The sequence below is a fragment of the Nonomuraea candida genome (genome assembly GCF_000725485.1).
GTDB lineage: Bacteria > Actinomycetota > Actinomycetes > Streptosporangiales > Streptosporangiaceae > Nonomuraea > Nonomuraea candida.
Genome location: NZ_JOAG01000020.1, coordinates 353,111 through 373,108 on the forward strand (window position 1 = coordinate 353,111; position 19,998 = coordinate 373,108).

Consider the following 19,998-nt stretch of genomic DNA (forward strand, 5'->3'; position numbering starts at 1 on the left):
GCTGCGCACGCCGTGACGCGTTCCCGGGGCGGTGGGCATGACCGGTGAGCTGCCGCTGGCGCTGGCCCTGACCGCGGGCCTGGTGGCGGCGTTCAACCCGTGCGGGTTCGCGCTGCTGCCCGCCTACCTCACGATGCTCGTCGCCGACGACCGGCCGGACGGCGGCGGCGTGCTGACGCGCGGGCCGGTGCGGCGGGCGGTGCTGCTCGGGACGGCCATGACGGCGGGGTTCGTCACGGTGTTCGGGCTGTTCGGGCTGGTGGTGACGCCGCTGGCGGCGTCGGCCGGCCGGTACCTGCCCTGGGTGACGATCGTGATCGGCGTCGCTCTGTGCGGGCTGGGGGTGTGGCTGCTGGCGGGCCGGGAGCTGCTGGTCCGCGTGCCCACGCCGGCGACGGGCCGGCCCGTCGCCTCGTTCGGCTCCCTGTACGGGTACGGGCTGAGCTACGCGGTGGCCTCCCTGTCGTGCACCATCGGCCCGTTCCTCGCGGTGACCTCGGCCTCACTGGCGGCCGGCGGCCTGGTGGGCGGCCTCCTGGTCTTCGTCGCGTACGGGGCCGGCATGGGCCTGGTCGTGGTCGTGCTGTCGCTGGCGGTGGCGCTGGCCCGGTCGGCGGTGGCGGCCCGGGCCCGGGCGCTGTCGCGTCACGTGTCGCGGATCAGCGGCGCGCTGCTGGTGCCGGCCGGTCTGTACGTCGCCTACTACGGCTGGTACGAGCTGCGCGTCTTCACCGGCGCCCCACCCGGCGACCTGGTCGTCGATGCGGTCACCGCCGTCCAGGGCGCCGTCGTCCGGTGGCTGGAGGCCGTCGGCCCGGGCCGGATCGTCCTCGCGCTCGCCCTGCTCGTGGCGGCTGCCCTGGCGGTCCGCCTCCTCCGGCGCGGCGGCGCGCGTACCGGACCGGACGCTCGCCCGGACCGGTGACTCCAGGTCCCGGAGGACCTGCCAGCCCCGGACCTGCCAGCCCCGGATCCGCCCGCCCGGAACCTGCCTGGGTCGCCGGACCTGCCCGGGGGCCGGTGGTTCTCCCGCAGGTCAGGCCGGTGCGGTGAGCTGGACGGGCAGGGCCGTGAGGGCGCGTTGCGGCCCCGGCCGCCAGGTGAGCTCGGCCGGCTCCACCACGAGGGCGAGGCGCGGGAAGCGGCTCAGCAGGCGCTCCAGCGCGATCTGGGTCTCGGCCCGTGCCAGGGCGGCGCCCAGGCAGTAGTGGATGCCGTGCCCGAAACCGAGGTGACCGTTGTCGGGCCGGGCCGGGTCCAGCAGACCGGGGGCGTCGAAGCGGCGCGGGTCGCGGTTGGCGGCGGCGTAGACGACCTGCACCGCCTCGCCCGCCGCGATCGCAACGCCGGCCAGCTCGACCGGGGCCCGGGCGTAGCGCATGACGGCGATCTCGGCCGGGCCGGTCCAGCGCAGGAACTCCTCCACCGCGGCCGGCACCCGGGACGGATCGGCACGCAGGAAGTCCGCCAGCTCCGGACGCGTGAGCAGCAGCCGCACGCTCTGGCTGATGAGGCCGACGGTGGTCTCGTGGCCGGCGATGAGAACGCTGATCGACAACGCGGTCAGCTCCTCGTCGGTGAGCCGGTCGCCGTCCTCCTCGCGTACCCGGATGAGGGCCGAGATCAGGTCGTCGCCCCCTCGCGCCCGCTTGGCCCCGATCAGCGCGGTCATGTAGCCGACCAGCCCCCGGGCGCCGGCCGCGACGCGGTCCAGGTCGGGCGCGGTCAGCTCGGCCGCCCAGCCGCGCCAGACGGCCCGGTCGCCCTCGGGCACGCCGAGCAGCTCGCAGATGACCTGGATCGGCAGCGGGCAGGCGAACTCGGCCAGCAGGTCGCACCGCGGCGGCAGGCCGTCCAGCAGCCGGTCGGTGATCTCCCGGATGCGGGGGCGCAGGTGCTCCACCCGGCGGGCGGTGAACCCGCGCGCCACCAGCCGGCGCAGCCGCGTGTGGTCCGGCGGGTCGTAGACGCCCAAGGTACGCATCAGGTACGGCGCCACGTCGGCGGGCAGCCCGGCCACGGCGGCCACGTCGATCGCCGTCTGCCGGGCGGGGTCGCTGCCGAAACGCGCGTCGGTGAGCACGGTCAGGCTCTCGGGGTGGCCGGTGACGATCCAGATGGGGGTGCCGTCGAAGTAGCGGCCCCGGCTGACCGGTCCCTGTCCTGCCAGGCCGGCGAGGTAGGCGTCGCGGTCGCGGGCGGCGAACAGGTCGGCGAGGGAGGGGGTGGCGTTCATGACGACTCCAGGATTCCGGCCGCTTGCGAGGCGCCGCGCCCGGCGAGGGCTGTCGCGACGGCCAGGGTTTCGGGGGAGAGAGGGCGCCGCGAACGTGGGGAGGGGAGGCGCCGCGAACGTGGGGAGGGGAAGGCGAGTGCCTTCACCGTGACCGGCGCTCCTGGCGGACGGCGTCCCAGGCGTTCAGGGCGCGCTCGTCGGCGAACACGCCATGGGTGAAGATCTCGATGCCGGCGCGGGAGAAGCGCAGCAGCGTCTCCATGTCGTGCACGTCCGCCGCGCCCACGACCCGTGCCAGGTGCTCGCCGAAGGCCAGCGGCGCCAGCAGGTAGGTCACGTACATCGCGGCGCGGGCCTGCGGGTCCTCGCTCGGCTGTGCCCAGCCTTCGCGCACGCCCTGCTCCAGCCACTGTCCGGTGGAGGCGACGATCTCGTCGAACAGCGCCGCCGCCTGCGGCGTGCCGTCCAGGAACGCCCTCGCCAGGTAACGGCGCACCGCCGCCCCCGCCTCCAGCATCGCCGCCAGCCCCGCCGTGTCGCCCAGGTCGGCCTCGGGGCCGCCCCGCACCAGGCTCACGACGTAGTCGTCACACGCCTGGCGCAGGCCCTCCTTCGTGGCGAAGTGGTGCAGCACCAGGGCATGGGAGACGCCGGCCCGCTCGGCCACCGCCCGCAGGCTCACCCGGCTGACCCCTTCGGCGCCGAACAACTCCAGCGCGGCGTTCCTGATCCGGGCCCGCGCCGTCAGATCATCCTCGGCTGATCGCATGGTCAGTATATTAACCATTTGGTCAGCCCCATGGGAAGCGCGTGCCTGGAGCGCCTGCCCGGCGGCTCAAGACGCGCTCTGACCAGGTGCCTGTCCAGAGGGCTCGTCGTGACCGGGAGTCCCGCCAGGTGCTCGGCCCTGTCCAGCTCCCGCTCGGCCGCCGCCAGCTCACCGGAGTCGCCGGCGTAGACGGCGTGCTCATAGGCCAGCCTGGCCTGCTCGAGGCGTTCCTCCATGCCACTCCTGTCCATCGCGGCGATACCTGGGCTCTCAGCGGAGGTTCTCAGCGGAGGTCTGGGCCGGTGCGGGTCAGACCGGTCGCGACGAGGACGAGCAGGGCGGCGGAGGTGACAGCCGCACGGGGCTCTCCTGGAAAGGGCGTGGCGCTACGGGGAACGCACAGCCTGCTCACCGCGGCCGGCTCCCGGCGGAGGCCGGAAACGGTCCGAGCGCCGCCGGCATCTCCTCGGGAGCCTCTTCTGCGGGGTAGTGGCCGCAGCCCGGGTTGCGCGGACGCCTCAGCCGATGGCCGACTCGATGACCTCGTCCAGGACGTTCCGGGAGCGGATCAGTTCGCCGATCATCCGGTCGATGCGCTCGCGTTCCGTGGTCAGCTGCTCGACCAGCCACGGGGACGCGGTCTCCGGCGCCGCGCCGTCGGCGGTGTCGCGCAGGCACGGCAGCAGCTGGGCGATCTTCGCACTGCACAGCCCGGCCGCGAACAGCTCCTGAATCCGGATCACCCTGTCCACGGCGCTCTCGGCGTATTCGCGATGGCCCCCCGGCGTACGCTCGGACGTCAGCAACCCCTGTTTCTCGTAGTACCGCAGCGACCGCTCGCTCACCGCCGTCCGCTGCGCCAGCTCCCCGATGCGCATGTCCTGCCTCGACTTGAATCTGACACTGATGTCAACTCTTACCGTACCGACATGACGAACACCCTGCTCACACCGTACGCACTCGGCACCCTCCGCCTTCCCAACCGCATCGTGATGGCCCCCATGACGCGCTTTCGCGCCCACGAGGACGGCACCCCGCTGCCGATCGTGGCCGACTACTACGCGCAGCGTGCCGGCGCCGGGCTGATCATCACCGAGGGGATCTGGCCCAGCCGGCGCGGCCAGGCCGGCTGGCGGATGCCCGGCCTGGAGACCGCCGCGCACGTCCGGGGCTGGCGCCGGGTCACCGACGCCGTGCACGCCGCGGGTGGCCGGATCTTCGCCCAGCTCATGCACGGCGGGCGGCACGGCCACCCCCTGTCCCGCCTGGCCGCCGACATCCCCGCCGGCCCCTCCCCGGTGCCGGTGCCCGGCCCCGTGCACGTACGCGACGGAGGCAAGGCCGACCCCGTCGTGCCCCGCGCGATGACCAGGGCCGACATCCGCCAGGCCGTCGACGACCACGTCTCCGCCGCGCGCAACGCGATGGCCGCCGGGTTCGACGGTGTCGAGCTGCACGGCGCCAACAGCTATTTGATCCACCAGTTCCTCGCCGACAACACCAACCGCAGAGACGACGAGTACGGCCCCCGCTCCGTCGAGGACCGCATCCGCTTCCCCCTCGAAGTGGTGCACGCGGTCGCCGGCGCCATCGGCGCGCACCGGACGGCGTTGCGGCTCTCGCCGGGCAATCCCCAGGCAGGCATGACCGAGGCCGATCCCGGCCCCGTCTACCGCTCCCTGGCGACCGCCATCGACGGACTGGGTCTGGCCTACCTGCACCTCACCGACAACGACCGCTACCCGGCTCTGGCCGACCTGCGGCCCCGCTGGCACGGGACGCTCATCGCCAACGTCGGCGAGAACCGCGCGGCCACCGGCAAGGCCGCGGGCGAGGCGGTTCTCGCAGCCGGGCGGGCCGACCTGGTCTCCTACGGCAGGGCCTTCCTGGCCAACCCCGACCTGCCCGCCCGCTTCGCCCAGGATGCCCCGCTCAACGCCATCGACCAGGCCCACCTCTACACGCACGGCAGCGCCGGCTACACCGATTACCCGCGCTTGGAGGACAGGACGCTCGCGCGGGCAGGCCGCTGACGCCGCGCCCGTCCCGGCCGGGAGCATCCCGGGTGGGCGCGGGGCCGGTCTGGTGCGGGAGGTTCGGCGGTGCTAGCGTCCGAGGAGGAGCGCCGGGAAGCCTGGTCGGCATCGTGGGGAAATGTGTCGGCTTCGGTAAGGAAGGCGCGATGAGACTGATCCGGCTGTCCGACATCGACGGCTCCATGCTCGACCTCGTGGGCGGCAAGGCCGCCGGGCTCGGGGAGCTGATCAAGGCGGGGGAGCGCGTCCCCGACGGCTTCTGCCTGACCGTCGAGTCCTACCGGTCGGGGGAGCTGCCCGAGAAGGAGCTGATCGAGGCGTACGATCGGCTCGGCGGCGGGCGGGTGGCGGTCCGCTCCAGCGCCACCGCCGAGGACCTGCCGGAGGCCAGCTTCGCCGGCCAGCAGGACACCTACCTCAACGTCGAAGGCCCGGGCGAGCTGATCGACGCGGTGCGCCGCTGCTGGGACTCCCTGTTCACCGAGCGCGCCGTCGCCTACCGCGCCGCGGCGGGCGTCGGCGAGGCGTCCATGGCCGTGGTGGTGCAGCGGATGGTCGACCCGGTCGCCGCCGGCGTGCTGTTCACCGCCAACCCGGTCACCGGCTGCCGTACGGAGATGGTCGTCGACGCGGCCCCCGGCCTGGGCACCGCCATCGTCGAGGGCTCCGTCGTGCCCGACCACCACGTGCTCGGCGGGCGGGCGCCGGCCGTACCGAACCCGGATGGCTGCCTGAGCGCGGAGCAGCTCGAACGGCTGCGCGCGGCCGGGCTGCGGCTGCAGCGGCACTTCGGCTCGCCGCAGGACATCGAGTGGGCGATCGACGCCGACGACGTGTTGTGGCTGCTGCAGTCCCGGCCGGTCACCACGCTCTTCCCGCTGCCGCCCGACACCGGCGACACGCGGCTCTACCTGGAGTTCGGCCACATGCAGGGCATGCTGCGCCCGTGCACCCCGATGGGCGTGTCGCTGCTCAAGACCGGCGGGCGCGTGTGGTTCGAGGCCGCCGGGGCCAGGGTCGACCGGCGCGACCCGCTGCCCCGGCTGGTGCCCATCGGCGGCCGGATCTACTTCGACGCGACCGACTTCATCCGCAGCAGGGTGACGCGCGGGCGCATCGGGACCTCGCTGGAGATCTACGGGCCGAGGGTGCAGGGCGCCGTGCTGCGTCTGCTCGACGACCCGAGGTTCGCCCCGCGCCCCGGCCTGCCCTTCCGCCTCGGCAGCGCGCTCAAGGGCGCCCTGCGCATGGTGCCCGCCGGGCTGGCCGGGGTGGTGTCGAGCCTGTCCGACCCGGCGCGCGCCCGCGCCCGCGCCCGCCGCGGCGTCGCCGAGATCAAGCGGCTGATCACCCCGCCGGGCGAGTCCGCCACCGCCGCCGAACGGGTGCGCTGGGTCGTCGAGGACTCCCACAAGGCGGTCATGAGCATCGACATGCACGGGATCCTGTGGCCGCTGGCGGCGGGCATGATCGCCGGTACGGCTCCGGCCGCGCTGCTCAAGGGCGTCGCCACGGACGAGGAGCTCGACACGGTCCTGGGCGGCATGCCGTACAACGTGACCACCGAGATGGACCTCAAGCTCTGGGACCTGGCGGTCAGGGCCCGCGAGCACCGCGACCTCTTCCTCGGCGCCTCGCCGGAGGAGCTGGCCGGCCGATACTTCGCCGGCGAGCTCCCCGACATCGGGATGACCGGCTTCCTGGCCGCGTACGGCATGCGCGCGGCGGCCGAGATCGACGTCGGCGTGCCGCGCTGGGACGAGGACCCGGCGCCGCTGTTCGCCACCATCGCCAACTACCTGCGCATCGACGACCCCCAGCAGGCGCCCGACCTGCGGTTCAAGGCGGCGGCGGCCAGGGCGGAGCGGATGGTCGAGACGCTGTCGCGGCGGGCCCGGCGCAAGCGGCCCGTCCGTGGCCGGCTGGCGGCCTTCCTCCTGCGCCGCTCGCGGCAGCTCACCGGGCTGCGGGAGATCGGGAAGTTCGCCTGGCTGCCCGTGATCCAGGCGTGCCGGCGGCAACTGCTGCTGGCGGGCGCGGAGCTGGCGGGCCGGGGCCGGCTGGAGCGCGCCGGCGACATCATGTTCCTGACCCTGGACGAGGCCCGCGCCGCCGCCCTCGACCGGGCCGACCACCGGGAGCCGGCCGCGAGGCGGCGGGCGGAGCACGAGCGGGAGCTGCGCCGGCGCGCCGTCCCCGGCGCGCTGCTGTCCGACGGGACCGACGTGGAGGCGCTCGCCCCCGCCCCGCCGGCCCGGGACGGCGTGCTCACCGGCATGTCCGGGGCCGCCGGGCGGGCGACCGGCAGGGCGCGGGTGATCCTCGACCCGGCCGGCGCGCGCATCGAGCCGGGGGAGATCCTGGTCGCGCCCACCACCGACCCCGGATGGACCCCGCTGTTCATGACCGCGGCCGGCCTGGTGACCGAGACCGGCTCCCCGGTGGCGCACGGCCCCACCGTCGCCCGCGAGTACGGCATCCCCGCCGTCATCTGCGTCCGCGACGCGACGAACCAGATCAGGACCGGACAGCTGATCACCATCGACGGCACGGCGGGCACGGTCCGCGTGGAACCCTAGCCGCCACGCCTTCGGGGACACGGTCCTTCCCCCCGGGTGGGCCGGTTCCCGCAGGCACTCCCCCGCAGACGCGGACCCGGATCCCGCCCTGCACAGGTCTGTGAATTATCAGCGTTAACGAAATCACGTTGACGTCGCTAGTAACGGTGATAGCGTGTCGGTGCTTTCATTGGAAACACCGTGTGGTGAGGAGTGCCGCCATGACCGACCGGCTGCGGATCATCGGAGTGGAAGAGACCGTCGTCGTGCCCGCCGTGCACGAGGCGTACCGGCGGGCGGGGTCGCCGCAGATCCCCGCCCGCGGTTTCGGGGACGGCCCGATCGCCGGAAACCTGCGCGAGACGGGGGAGCGGCGGCTGGCCCACATGGACGATCAGGGCATCGACGTCGCCGTGCTGTCCCTGTCGTCGCCGGGCGTGCAGGACCTGCCGGAGGCCGACGCGATCCCGGTCGCCCGCGAGGCCAACGACCAGCTCGCCGAGATCGTCGCCGCGCGCCCCGACCGTTTCCAGGCCTTCGCCGCGATCCCCACCCAGTCGCCGGCCGCGGCCGCGGCCGAGCTGGAGCGCGCGGTGCGCGAGCTGGGCTTCCCCGGCGCCATGCTGTACGGCCGCACCGGCGACAAGCCCGCCGACCACCCGGACAACGACGAGCTGTACGCCACCGCCGAGCGGCTCGCCGTGCCGCTGCACTTCCACCCCCAGACGCCGGCCCAGCCGGTGATCGACGCCTACTACTCCGGCCTCGGCCCGATCGGCGCGTCGCTGGCCGGGCCGGCGATCGGCTGGTACTACGACCTGGGCGTCCAGTACCTGCGCATGATCTTCACGGGCGTCTTCGACCGGTTCCCCGGCCTCCAGGTGATCGCCGGGCACTGGGGCGAGGTCGTGCTGTTCTACCTCGACCACACCGGGTTCTTCGCCGAGGCCGGCGGCCTGCGCAGGCCGCTGGCCGACTACTTCCGGCAGAACTTCTGGGTCGCCGGCAGCGGCACCACCAGCCCCCGCTACCTGCGCTGGACCGCCGAGGTCATGGGCACCGACCGGATGCTGTACTCCACCGACTACCCCTTCACCTACGGCTTCCGCCCCGGCGGCTTCCCCTACGTCGACACCAGCGGCGGCGCCGCCCGCTCCTTCCTGGAGAACGCCCCCTTCACCGACGACCAGAAGGCCGACATCGCCCACCGCAACTGGGAACGCCTCACCGCCCGCGCCACGACCTGAGGCGTCAGGAGGACGCTCGTCCTGGTTTGCTCCATCCGCGCCTGCTTCGGGGGGCCGTACGGTGCCGAGCCGGGCCGCGTCGTACCCTGCAATCATGACTGATGCCTCGCTGCTGACTCCCGCCGACGCCTTCGAGTTGCTGCTGGCCGGCAACCAGCGCTTCGTCGCAGGTGAGCCGGAGCATCCGAACCAGGACGCCGAACGCCGCGCCCAGACCGCGCCCGGTCAGCGCCCGTTCGCCGTGCTCTTCGGCTGCTCCGACTCGCGCCTCGCCGCTGAGATCATCTTCGACCGGGGCCTGGGAGACCTGTTCGTCGTCCGCACCGCGGGCCACGTGGCCGGCCCCGAGGTACTGGGAAGCATCGAATACGGCGTGAGCGTGCTGGACTGCCCGCTGGTCGTCGTGCTGGGCCACGACTCGTGCGGCGCGGTCGCGGCCACCCGCGCCGCCCTGGCCGACGGCGTCGGCACCACCGGATACGTGCGCGACGTCATCGAACGCGTCACGCCCAGCGTCCTGGCCGCCCGCGCCGCCGGCCTCACCTCGGACGACGACATCATCGACGAGCACATCCGGCACACCGTCGACCTCCTCCTCGACCGCTCCCGGGTGCTCGCCGAGCAGGTCGACGCCGGGCGCACGGCCGTGGTGGGCCTGTCCTACCGGCTGGCCGACGGAAGCGCCCGCCTCGTCACGACCCGCGGCCTGCCGCAGCCGGAGGCCGTCCCGGCCCTCTGAGGGCTCCCGGAAAACCGGGCCGGCTCTTGGCGAGTGCTCCCTCGGACTTTCCGGGCAGGCAAACCTGGTGCTCCGCTCCACCTCGTCGCCGCTCTCGTCCCCGGCCGCCGGGCGTCTGACCGGCGGCCGTGCCGTCAGTGAGGGGCGAGGCGGGCGCCGGCGAGCAGGACCGTACAGGCCGCGAGGGTCGTCAGCCCGCCCGCGAGGAAGGTGGCCCGCACGCCGGCCAGCGGCAGGACCAGGCCGCCGAGCGCGGCGCCCGCCGCCATGCCGGCGTTGTAGGCGCCGGAGTTCGCCGCGAACGCGATGTCGGTGCGCCCCGGCGCGCAGCGCAGCATCTCGTTCTGGGTGGCCATGAAGACCGGGCCGAGCGCGCCTCCCATCAGCATCAGGAACGCCACCGCCGCCACGGGATGGGAACCGGCCGCGTACAGGCCGAGCATGCCCGCCGCCTGCGTGGCCACCGCGACGGCGGACGCGGCGCGCGGGAACCGGTCCAGGAACACTCCGGTGACGCTCACCCCGGCCACGCTCGCCACGCCGAAGGCCGCGAACAGCACGTTCACCGTTTCCGGCGGGAAGCCGCCCACGTCGCCCAGGAACGTCACGATGTAGGTGTAGCCCGCGAACGCCCCCGTCGCCGACAGCGCCCCGGCGGCCAGCACGGTCGCGAACCGGCGGCGGTCGGGACGCGCCGCGAAGGCCGCGGGCTCCTCTTCCGGCCGCGCGGTCGGCAGCAGGACGGCGATCGTCACCAGGCAGACGAGCCCCAGGGCCGCGAGCACGGCGACGGGCACCCGCCAGTCGCTCCGCTGCCCCAGCCAGGTGCCCGCGGGCACGCCGAGGACGAGGGCGAGCGAACCGGCGACGGACAGCGCCCCGACCACCCGCCCGCGCACCCCGGGCGGGAACAGGCCCACCGCGACCGGCCCCATCACGGCCCAGAACAGCGCCTGGGCGAGCGCGGTCAGCAACCGCGCCGACAGGAGCGACCAGTACGCGCCGGCCACGGCGGCCGCCAGGCTGGACACGACGAGCGCGGCCAGCAGCCCGGCCAGCACGTGCCGGCGCGGCACCGCGCGTACGGCGTGCGTGAGCGGCAACGACACCACGGCCACCGTCACCGCGTACCCGGTGACCAGGAGGCCGACGGCCGGCAACGACACCCGCAGGTCTTGCGCGATGAGCTCCAGGAGGCCGACCGGCAGGTTCTCCGCCGTGTTGAAGGTGAAGGCGGCCAGCATCAGCGCCGCCAGCACCGCCACCGCGCGCCAGGGAGCCGGTCGCGCCGTGACCGCCGCACCGGTCTCCGTGGCCGCCTCTTGTGTCCGCTCCCTGGCCCCGCCCATACGGTCCACCCCATCGGGCCCGCCTGACGGGCCGCAACCGAATTTCCGGCATGGGAGCAGGCCCGGTCACCCCTGGGGCCGCATTCCGGCCGGTTCCGGATTTCCCGCACGGGGGAGGCCCGGTCACGCCCGGTCACGCATGGGGCCGCGTTCCGGCCGCGTTCCGGCCGCCGTTTCCGCCGCGCGTTCCCGCCGCGCCCCCGCCACGGCGGGAACGCGCGGCTAGGCCGATCTCTGCGACCACTCGCCGTACGGTTGCGCCTGTCCGGGCACCGCGCCGTTCCCGAGCTCCTCGCGCAGCAGGCCGACGATGCCTTCCACCGTGTCGCGGCAGGTGCCGCATCCGGTGGTGGCCCTGGTGGCGGTGGCCACGGCGGCCACGTCCCTGGCCCCGGCCTCCCAGCAGGCCCTGATCTGCCCCTTGGTCACGTTGTTGCACTGGCACACCCTGGCCGCGTCCGGCATCAGCGCCGGGCTGCCGGCCACCGGGGCCGCGGTCCCGGGGAACAACAGCCCCGCACCACCTCGGCCTGCTCCTCACCCAGCTGCGTCTCGCCCATCGCGGCCAGCTCCACGCTCTTGGCCTTCAACCGCGTCACCAGCCGCGACCCCCGATACGCCGCCTTGCCCCCGGTGATCACCTCGGCGGCCACCGCGGCCTACTCCCACGTCGCCGTGGGCGAGGTGACCCCCAGCAGTCCGGCGGCTATGAGGCGGCTTCGAGTGGTGCGTCGTCGCCGCGCCAGGCGCCGGCCAGCTCCTCGACCGGCACGTCGAGCGCCGCGCCGAGGGAGACGATCGTGCCGAACCCGGGGGAGGGCAGCCGGCCGGTCTCGATCTTGCGCAGGGTCTCCGGCGAGATGCCGGCCGCGTGCGCGACCTCCGCCAGGTCGCGTCCCGCCCGCGCGTGGCGCAGCAGGGTGCCGAGCCGCCTGCCGGCGGCGATCTGCTCAGGGGTGAGAGGTTGGCGGACCATGCCCTCAGGATAGGTTGGTATTATTATACCGGCAAGTGCTAGGGTGACCGGTATAAATATACCGACATCCTGTGATGCGAGGCACTCATGATCGAGCTGAAGACCCCCGCCGAGATCGAACGCATGCACGTGACCGGGCGTTTCGTCGCCGAGGTGCTCACCGAGGTCGGCCGCATCGCCGACGTGGGCGTCAACCTCCTGGACCTGGAGCACCACGTGCGCGGCATGATCGAGCGGCGCGGGGCCGAGTCGTGCTACTGGGACTACTCGCCGTCCTTCGGGCGCGGCCCGTTCCGTAACGTGATCTGCCTGTCGGTCAACGACGCCGTCCTGCACGGCCTGCCGCACGACTACACCCTGCGTGACGGCGACGTGCTCAGCGCCGACATCGCGGTCGGCATCGACGGCTGGGTGGCCGACTCGGCGCGTACGATCATCGTCGGCACCCCCGCCGAGGAGGACCTGCGGATCATCCGCGCCACCGAAGAAGCGCTGGAGGCGGCGATCGAGGTGGCCCGCCCGGGCAACCGCCTCGGCGACATCTCGGCGGCCATCTGGGAGGTGGCCCACGACTACGGCTACCCGGTCAACACGGAGTTCGGCGGGCACGGCATCGGCCGTACCATGCACGAGGGGCCCCACGTGGCGAACAAGGGCCGGGCGGGGCGCGGCCTCATGCTCCGGCCGGGCCTGACCCTCGCGCTCGAACCCTGGCTCGCCCGCACCACCGACCGGATCGTCTACGACCCCGACGGCTGGACCATCCGCTCGGCGGACGGCTCACGAACGGCCCACTCGGAGCACACGGTCGCCATCACCGAGGACGCCCCGCTGGTGCTCACCCGACGCGAGTCGGAAACCCCGGCGACGCGCCCCACCGGCCGCCTGTCCGGCAGGAACGCCTGACCCTCCCGCAGCACCTCCCGGCGCATGGACGGCTTCCGCTCGGACACGGTTGGGCCGGATCACCCGGCCAAGCCTTCACCTGGCCTGCCCGACCTGTACGAGACCCCGGACCGTCGCCCGCGATCAGGTGGAAGGGGTGGTGTGCGGGCGCAGGACCATGAGTGCGTCCTCCGAGGTCGCCACCATGGCGAAGGGGAACCGGTCCACCTCGAGACAGAGTGCGACGTCATCGGGATGGGCCCCCTGACGCACCCCCTGCGCCAGCTCGGCCGCGGCCCGCGACTCGGCGGCGCGGCGCAGGAAGCCGGCCGCATCCGCCCCGGGCTCGGTGACCCGTCGCGCGATGTACTCGGCGCACGCCAGGTCTTCCTCGGCCCGCCCGTCCTCGCCGGTGACCACGAACGTGACGCGGTCACTCCCGCGCTCCCGCAGGAGCCGGGCCGTCGCCTCCGCCACCACGAAGCCGGCGCACAGCACCAGCGACGCCTCCTTGACCGCGAGCGCGCCGACCGTCCCCGCCGTGGTCTTCTGCACCACGGTCCGCCCGCCGAGGTCGGCGGAGCGCAGCAGGGCCGGCGAGTTGACCGCGTCGAATCCGGGCGCGGGCGGGCCGTCCTTGAGCGTCACCCAGTCCGGATGGCGCGCCTTGAGCGCCAGGGCCTCCTCCAGCGACGGGGCCAGGACGATCTTCTCCGCCCCCCGCGCGAAGGCCCAGGCGGCCACGGTGAAGGCCCGCATGACGTCGACCACGACCGCCACGGGCGGGGTCTCGACGAGATCGGTGATGCCAAGGAAACGAGCGTCCATTCCGGTCATGATCGCACATACCGGACCGATGTGCGGCGTGGCGTCCAGGGTGGGAGGAAGCGTCAGGCCAGGGCGGCGACCGCGCGCAGGGTGACGCCCGATCCGACCAGCAGGACGAGCGTGGCGGTCATGGTCGCGCCGTACGGACGCAGCCGTCCCAGCCGGCCCGCCAGGGCGAGGCCGCCCAGCCTGCGCAGGACGAAGGCCACGCCCAGCAACGTCAGCGCCATGCCCAGCCCGTAGCAGACCACGGTCATGACCCCGAACAGGGTGCGGCCGAGCGCCATCGCGCCGAGCAGCACCACCAGCGCGGACGGGCTGGGCACCAGCCCTCCGGCCACGGCCAGCGCCACCACCCCACCGGACCACCGCCGCCGCCGCTGCCCATCCGCATGGCCCTGCCCACGCCCATCCTCATTCCCGTGCCCGTGCCCGTGTTCGTGCCCATGCCAATGGCCGTGGTCATGACCGTGACCGTGACCGTGACCATGCCCGTGTCCGTGGTGGGGGCCGTGTCCGTGGTGGTGGTGGCGGTGGCGGTGGCGGAGGGCTGTGCGGAGGAGGGTGGCGCCGATCAGGGCGATGAGCAGGCCGCTGACCACGCCCAGCCAGCCCAGCACCGCCTCGCCCGCCAGCGACGTCATGACCGTGACCAGCACCCCGAGCACCAGCACCCCCACCGTGTGCGTGGCGGTGACCGTGGCGGCGACGGCGAGCACGTCCCAGGGGCGCCGCCGCCCGGCCAGGTACGCGGCCATCACCGTCTTGCCGTGACCGGGCATCGCGGCGTGCACGGCTCCCAGCACCAGCGACAGCAGCAGGGCGAGCAGTCCGAGCGGCACGGTCAGCCGGTCGGCGCCGATCAGCCCGTTGAGCCGGTCGGCCAGCAGGCCGGTGTAGCGGGTGATGACGTCCACGCCGGGAACGGGCGTCGCCGCCCCGGTCCCCCCGTTCCCGGGCTCCACCTCGATCCGCGCGCTGCGCACGTCGAGCGGCGAGCTGAGCAGGTCGGCCGGGTAGTCGCGCAGCTCGCCCGACAGGCTGTGCGCGGGCACGGTGGAGGAGCCGATGCGTACGCCGTCCCCCTTCGCGGTGATCTCCCGCCAGCCCGCGGTCTCGTCGCGGTAGGCGTTGGCGAAGGTCAGGGTGAGCGGCCGGTCGACCCGCAACGGCGCGGTCAGCCGGCAGGTCAGCCTGCTGGTACGCAGCCCCGCGTCCCCCGGCCGGTAGCCGAAGGCGGTCTCGGTGGCCCGCCAGGCCAGCGGCCGGCCGCCGGCCTCACCCCGGACGGCCTCGCGCAACGCGCCGCAGGCCCGCCGGGCGTGGGCGTCGAGGGAGCCGCGCACCGGATGCTGCAGGGTGGGGATCTCGGCGCTGTCCACGATGGCGACGAGCTCGACCCTGTCGCGGAAGACGGTCAGCCCGTCGTAACGGTTGACGCTGAAATCACCCAGCGGATGCGCGGCCGCCGGCACGGCGCCGGCGAGCGCGACACCGTACGAGGCAGCGCGCGGGGCGGCGACCGGAACCGCGAGCGGGACGGCGACCGGGATGGCGAGCGGGGCGGCGAGGGGGACGGCGGCGAGGGGGACGGCGGCGGTGAGCGGGGCGGCGGCGAGGACGGCGGCGAGCAGGGTGGTGATCATGGCGTGGCCGCCAGCAGTTTCCTGGCCCGGGCGGCTCTGATCGGTGAGAAGTGCGGGTTGATGGCCAGCGCCCTGCTCAGATGGGCGCGGGCGGCCTCGCGGTGCCCGAGCGCCCGCTCGATCTCCCCCCTGTGGTAGGCGAACAGCGCGTTGCGCCCGCCGAGCCGGTCGGCGCGGGCGGCGTACGCGGCGGCCGCCGCGTGCCGGCCGGTCCGGTGCAGCGCCCAGCCGAGCGCGTCGGCCACCTCCACGCTCTGCCGCCGCTTCCACTCCGCCCGCAGGTGCCGCACGGCGGAGCGCGGATCGCCGTGGTCGGCCTCGAACGTTCCCAGGGCCAGGTGGTCGACGTCGCCCTTGGCGGCCAGCAGCTTGTGCTGGGCGGTGAAGACGGCGTACTGCCGCCGGGCCGTGGCGCGGCGGCCGAGGTGCTGCAGGAGCTCCCCGTACTCGACGACATAGGACGGCGAGCCGGCGACGGCGGTGGCGTAGTCGCGCAACGCCTGCTTGACGTGGCCGAGCGCGGCCTCGGCGCGGGCCTTGCCCGCCCGCGACGGCACGTGCCCGGGATCGGCGGCCAGCGCCTGCGTGTACGCGGTGCGCGCGGCCCGCGGATCACCGTCGTTCCAGGCCAGCTCGCCGAGCTGCCACTGGCAGAAGGCGTACTCGGCGGGGTCGCCGGCGATCAGGCAGGCGCGCCGCAGCAGCTCGCGGGCGGGCCCGATGCGGCCGTGGAGCTGCTCCAGGCGGGCGGCGCGGGTGAAGGAGGCCAGGTCGGGCCGGCCGTCGAGCATGCGCCGGATCGTGCTCTCGGCCTGCTCGTACCGGCCGAGCTCCAGGTAGGCGTCGGCGAGCACGCCGTACAGCGCCCAGCGGTGCGGCGCCTCCCTGCGGGCCCGTTCGGCCCAGCGGACGGCGGCGGCGAAGTCGTGCCGGGCGTTGGCCAGCGCGCCCATGCCGATCACGGCGTCGATGTACGGTTTGCCGTCCCCGGTGGGCAGCCGCAGGGAGCGCCGCAGCGCCGCCCCGGCCTTGCCGTAGTAGGCGGCGTCGGAGGTGCGGCGGGCCTGCTCCAGGTACATGGTGCCGAGGCTCGCCCAGACCGCCGCGTCGTCCGGGTTGCGGCGCAGCCGGTGCTGGGCGGCCTCGATGGATCCGGCCAGGTCGTACGGCGGCCACCCCACCGGGCCCGGCGGCGGCTCGTCCCGGCGCAGGAGGCCGCCGGGGGCGTACAGGGTCAGCAGGACGCAGCCCAGCAGCACGCATCCCAGCAGGGGCAGCAATCGCCGTACGCGACTCATCTGATCGGATGTCCTCGGTGGTGGTTCAGCCGGTGGCGGTGACGGGCAGCGCCAGGTAGGGGAAGGTGCCGGAGACCGGCTTGAGCAGGAACGCCGGGCTGTCCTCGGCGACCAGGCCGGGCGCGCCCCGGCCCGCCGGCTCGCCCAGCAGCATCCGGAGGTTGACGGTCACGACGTCGTCGACGAGGCGGCGGCCGTTGGGGTAGCCCTGGTGGTCGCCCTTGAGCAGGCCGTACCTGCCGGGTGCGGCCGTCACGGGCGTGCTCATGTTGAGCCGCAGCTCCTCGGCCCTGGCGAGGCGGGAGGCGTCGGCGTTGAGCCGGTGGGAGTTGAGGTCCAGCTTGAGCGGCCCGTCGGCGCTCAGACCGGTGAGGTAGATCGCCTCCAGGTCCTTGCGGGGGGCCGGCGGCGCCGCCACCTTGGCCTGCCGGGCGACGACCCTGGCCTGGTCGGGGTCGAGCGTGGCCGGCACGACGAGGCCGCCGGACTCGTCGTTCTCCGGGCGCAGCGCGTTGAAGCGGTCGCGTTCCTTGAGCGGGATGATCACTTCGTTGTAGTTGGGGTTGCCCAGCCGCGACACCTGCTTGTAGCCGTCGGAGCCGGAGCCGAGCACGCCGCTGGACCGGCGGGAGGCGGTGGTCCAGACGCCGATCACCGGGTTGCGGGCCGGGTCGCCCGCCAGCGCCAGCTCCGACTTGGGGATCTGCAGGGCCAGGGCGCTGACGTTCATCGGCACGCCGGTCTTGACCGGGAAGAACGGCAGCCCGAACCTGAGCAGGCTGACGGCGTGGTTGTCGGAGTAGAACGGGTCGGCGGCGGTGCCGGTGAAGACCTTGCCCCCGCCCGGCAGGTCGCGGACGGCTCTGCGCCGCAGCGCGGGATAGTCCGGCGTGGCCGGGCCCATGTCGGTGGGCGCCACGTAGCCGTCGCGCACGAGGGTCTCCCCCTTGCCGTCGCGCAGCCGGGTCAGGGTGTAGCTCTGCTCGACGAGCTTGTCGAACGGGCCGGCCTGGTGCTCGCGCTTGCGCAGGAAGGACGGCACGGGCAGGCCCTTGTTGGCGAACGTCCAGCGGTAGGTGACGGCCGGCCTGCCCGTGCCGGCGTTGTCGATGTGCACCTCGTAGCGGGCGTCGGTGTCGAACTGGTACGGCTTGTGCGGCGCCTGGAAGGGGATGTAGTTGGCCACGATCGTCACCGTGTCGGGACGTTCCGGGCTGGTGAAGGCGTACAGGTCGGTCGCGTCGATCTGTTTGTCGAGGGTGGTGGCGGGGGCGTCCCAGTGGCTGGTGGCGGTGCCCGGCCGCATCGTGGGGCCGAGCAGCACCGTGGTCGTCAGCACGGCGACGGCGGCGCCGCCGGCGGCGATCCACGCCCACCGGCTCCGAACGCTGGTCAGTTGCATCTGTCTCTCGTTTCGCGCGAGCGGGGCCCGGGCCGCGGGGGAGCCGCGGCCCGGGGATGATCGGGGAGGGTTACGGGACGTACTGGACGACCGCGTCGAGGTTGGCCAGGTAGTCGCCCTCGTTCAGCGGGATGCCGGTGAGCTCCTTGACCGTCCGGCTCAGGTACGCGCTGACGTAGAACGGCCAGCGCTTCGGCCCGATGCCGCCTTCGAGCGGGCGCGGCGTGGACACGCCGGCCACGAACTCGTGCAGCCTGTACGTCGCCACGAGCTGCTCGCCCTGCGGCTGCCCGTCGATCTCGACCTGCGCGTGGGCGCCGTCCGGCCGCAGGTAGATGTCATGGATGGCGATGGAGTGCCCGCTCTTGACGTCGTCGACGGTGAAGCCGCCGGGGTAGTAGACGCCCTTGCACGGGTCGATGTGATCCTGTTTCCACCCGATGGGCATATAGATGCCCTTGTTCCCGGGCTTGGCCTCGATGGGCGCGATGCCGTCGATCCGCACGCCGCGCTCGTCGAACAGCCGGACGATGCCGGCGCCGAAGTCGAAGTCGGCGTGACCCTTCGGGCCGAAGTAGGGGAACCGGAAACACGAGGCGCTCGGGGGCTGGACGGACGGGGCCCCCGGGATGCCGGGGAGGGGCGGGAACGGGCCCGCCTGGGCGGGGGCGGCCGGTGCGACGGCGAACACCACGGCGCCGACCGCGATCGTCCGGGCGATGCTGACTAGAGCACGCACAGCTTGCGACCTTTCTGGGGGGGGAGAGGCGTTTAGAGCCTCTGACCTGCGATGACGCGCCAACCGTAGTGACTTGATCACGTTGAGTAAAGAGATCGGAAAGGGCTGGTCCGAGAAATTCGGAGAAGGCGTTTCCGGCATGCGGAGACGGCCGGGGGCCCGGCGGGGGACGCCGGGCGGCCGGCCGTACGTGGCATGGCCGTAGGGCGCCCGCGTGACGCGGGGCCCTACGGCCGCCTGGAAGGCGCTGCTAGAACAGGCCGCCCGGGAAGGGGAGGCCGGCCCCCGCGCCGCCGCTGCGGATGGCGTCGCCCATGACCTTCAGCCCCAGCATGCCGAGCGAGCTCCCCGACGGGATCGGCCGGCTCGGCGCGCCCCGCCAGGCGATGTCCAGGTCGGCCCAGTGCATGCCGCCGTGGAACCGGGTGCCGAGCTCCCTGTTGAGGTCGGCCGCCCAGCCGTGGTCCATCGACAGGATGACCCTGCGCGGGCCGATGCCGCCGTTGTGCGGGACGAAGTTGCCGGGCATCAGGGCCTGCGGGACGCTGAAGTTGACCATCGCCAGCTCGCCGCCGGGCCGGGGCCGCCCGTTGACGGTCGGCGTGGCGAGGAACTTGCTGTCGCCCGTGGCCGCGAACAACACCCAGAAGGTGTCGATCTCGTACGTCACCCCGGCCTCCGCGCGGACGAAACGGAACCCGCCGGGGTAGCAGACGCGCCCGCTGGGCGTCTCGATGTTGTCGTAACGCTCACCGATCGGCATGCGGACCGTCGCGCCGCCGCCCGCCATCTCGATGGGGGCCAGCGCCTCGAACCTGATCCCGGCCCGCTTCAGCTCGCCGAGGAACTCGGCCGAGAAGGTGGCCGTCGCGCTGCCCTCCTTGGACAGGTAGCTGCCGATCTGCCCCTCGGCCAGGCAGCCGCCGCCGGGGGTGCCGAGCGGGGCGGCGGCCAGGCCGGGCTGTGCGGTCAGCAGGAGGGCGGCCAGGGCCATGCCGCCGGCGGCCATCGTCGCACGGGTCGAACGCATCGGTGGTTCTCCTTCGCAGGGAGACGGGGGGAGGGGTGTCAGGGGTGTCCCCATCGACACACCATGATTACGTCAAGTAGTTCTATCACTACCCACAGCAATCATGGAAGGCGTTCTCCCTGGTCGGCGCCCTTCGCACGCCGCATCCCGTCGCCGGCCCCTGCCCGTCTACTGGGCGGGTGCGGTGCCGAAGACCGCGGCGACGAGGCGCTGGGTGGCCTGCTGGAAGGCGGCGCTCATGGAGAGGGTGGCGTCGTCGA

General features: G+C 73.7%; 19 protein-coding genes. 6 read left to right on the forward strand and 13 right to left on the reverse strand.

All coding sequences use genetic code 11. The features are described 5' to 3' along the window. Positions 1-37 precede the first annotated feature (37 nt). Complete coding sequence (locus tag IO39_RS21885) at positions 38-925, forward strand: cytochrome c biogenesis CcdA family protein (RefSeq protein WP_043626316.1); 888 nt, start codon at positions 38-40, stop codon at positions 923-925. Between the two features lie 111 nt (positions 926-1,036). Here the strand turns inward: IO39_RS21885 and IO39_RS21890 are convergent, their stop codons facing one another. The 4 genes from IO39_RS21890 to IO39_RS21905 form a co-directional block, all read right to left on the reverse strand. Further along, the gene (locus tag IO39_RS21890; RefSeq protein WP_052423192.1) at positions 1,037-2,236 is read right to left on the reverse strand and encodes a cytochrome P450 family protein; all 1,200 of its coding nucleotides are present in this window, start codon (positions 2,234-2,236) and stop codon (positions 1,037-1,039) included. A 142-nt stretch (positions 2,237-2,378) separates the two neighbouring features. Then, positions 2,379-3,005, reverse strand: coding sequence for a TetR/AcrR family transcriptional regulator (locus IO39_RS58975; protein ID WP_043626025.1), 627 nt, complete (start codon positions 3,003-3,005; stop codon positions 2,379-2,381). 2 nt (positions 3,006-3,007) lie between these two features. Beyond that, positions 3,008-3,241, reverse strand: coding sequence for a hypothetical protein (locus tag IO39_RS21900; RefSeq protein ID WP_043626028.1), 234 nt, complete (start codon positions 3,239-3,241; stop codon positions 3,008-3,010). A 282-nt stretch (positions 3,242-3,523) separates the two neighbouring features. After that, positions 3,524-3,883, reverse strand: a complete 360-nt coding sequence (locus tag IO39_RS21905) for a MerR family transcriptional regulator (protein ID WP_043626031.1) — start codon at positions 3,881-3,883, stop codon at positions 3,524-3,526. Positions 3,884-3,934: 51 nt separating this feature from the next. Between IO39_RS21905 and IO39_RS21910 the strand changes: the two genes are divergently transcribed. The 4 genes from IO39_RS21910 (at position 3,935) to IO39_RS21925 (ending at position 9,585) form a co-directional block, all read left to right on the forward strand. Beyond that, positions 3,935-5,038: an alkene reductase gene (locus IO39_RS21910; RefSeq protein WP_043626034.1), complete on the forward strand. Its 1,104-nt coding sequence runs from the start codon at positions 3,935-3,937 to the stop codon at positions 5,036-5,038. Between the two features lie 149 nt (positions 5,039-5,187). After that, positions 5,188-7,620 carry a PEP/pyruvate-binding domain-containing protein gene (locus IO39_RS21915; RefSeq protein WP_043626037.1) on the forward strand — a complete coding sequence of 811 codons (2,433 nt, stop codon included), beginning with the start codon at positions 5,188-5,190 and terminating at the stop codon, positions 7,618-7,620. A gap of 200 nt (positions 7,621-7,820) precedes the next feature. Beyond that, positions 7,821-8,846: an amidohydrolase family protein gene (locus IO39_RS21920; RefSeq protein WP_043626040.1), complete on the forward strand. Its 1,026-nt coding sequence runs from the start codon at positions 7,821-7,823 to the stop codon at positions 8,844-8,846. A gap of 94 nt (positions 8,847-8,940) precedes the next feature. Continuing rightward, positions 8,941-9,585 (forward strand): carbonic anhydrase, encoded by a 645-nt coding sequence (locus IO39_RS21925; RefSeq protein WP_043626044.1) that lies wholly within the window; start codon positions 8,941-8,943, stop codon positions 9,583-9,585. A gap of 134 nt (positions 9,586-9,719) precedes the next feature. Here IO39_RS21925 and IO39_RS21930 read toward each other — a convergent pair whose 3' ends face one another. The 3 genes from IO39_RS21930 to IO39_RS21945 all read right to left on the reverse strand — a co-directional run bounded on the left by IO39_RS21930 (position 9,720) and on the right by IO39_RS21945 (position 11,910). Next, positions 9,720-10,934: an MFS transporter gene (locus IO39_RS21930; protein ID WP_211267102.1), complete on the reverse strand. Its 1,215-nt coding sequence runs from the start codon at positions 10,932-10,934 to the stop codon at positions 9,720-9,722. A 222-nt stretch (positions 10,935-11,156) separates the two neighbouring features. Further along, on the reverse strand, positions 11,157-11,444 hold the full coding sequence (locus IO39_RS57900) for a (2Fe-2S)-binding protein (protein ID WP_245642116.1): 288 nt from the start codon (positions 11,442-11,444) through the stop codon (positions 11,157-11,159). A 196-nt stretch (positions 11,445-11,640) separates the two neighbouring features. After that, on the reverse strand, positions 11,641-11,910 hold the full coding sequence (locus tag IO39_RS21945) for a helix-turn-helix transcriptional regulator (protein WP_043626052.1): 270 nt from the start codon (positions 11,908-11,910) through the stop codon (positions 11,641-11,643). A gap of 87 nt (positions 11,911-11,997) precedes the next feature. Here IO39_RS21945 and map point away from each other — a divergent pair, with 87 nt between their 5' ends. Further along, on the forward strand, positions 11,998-12,816 hold the full coding sequence (gene map, locus IO39_RS21950) for a type I methionyl aminopeptidase (protein ID WP_043626056.1): 819 nt from the start codon (positions 11,998-12,000) through the stop codon (positions 12,814-12,816). Between the two features lie 123 nt (positions 12,817-12,939). On the opposite strand, the gene IO39_RS21955 is transcribed toward map, so the two are convergent. From IO39_RS21955 to IO39_RS21980, 6 genes are all read right to left on the reverse strand, one after another. Next, positions 12,940-13,623 carry a 2-phosphosulfolactate phosphatase gene (locus IO39_RS21955; protein WP_043626057.1) on the reverse strand — a complete coding sequence of 228 codons (684 nt, stop codon included), beginning with the start codon at positions 13,621-13,623 and terminating at the stop codon, positions 12,940-12,942. A gap of 62 nt (positions 13,624-13,685) precedes the next feature. Next, positions 13,686-15,269, reverse strand: coding sequence for a HoxN/HupN/NixA family nickel/cobalt transporter (locus tag IO39_RS21960; RefSeq protein WP_052423193.1), 1,584 nt, complete (start codon positions 15,267-15,269; stop codon positions 13,686-13,688). Continuing rightward, positions 15,266-16,567 (reverse strand): tetratricopeptide repeat protein, encoded by a 1,302-nt coding sequence (locus IO39_RS21965; RefSeq protein ID WP_084773244.1) that lies wholly within the window; start codon positions 16,565-16,567, stop codon positions 15,266-15,268. Before IO39_RS21965 ends, IO39_RS21960 begins: the two co-directional genes overlap by 4 nt. A 25-nt stretch (positions 16,568-16,592) precedes the next feature. Further along, on the reverse strand, positions 16,593-17,969 hold the full coding sequence (locus tag IO39_RS21970; protein ID WP_052423195.1) for a DUF4331 domain-containing protein: 1,377 nt from the start codon (positions 17,967-17,969) through the stop codon (positions 16,593-16,595). Between the two features lie 70 nt (positions 17,970-18,039). After that, positions 18,040-18,708, reverse strand: a complete 669-nt coding sequence (locus IO39_RS21975; RefSeq protein WP_157548740.1) for a hypothetical protein — start codon at positions 18,706-18,708, stop codon at positions 18,040-18,042. 250 nt (positions 18,709-18,958) lie between these two features. After that, positions 18,959-19,738: a hypothetical protein gene (locus IO39_RS21980; protein WP_157548741.1), complete on the reverse strand. Its 780-nt coding sequence runs from the start codon at positions 19,736-19,738 to the stop codon at positions 18,959-18,961. Between the last annotated feature and the right edge of the window lie 260 nt (positions 19,739-19,998).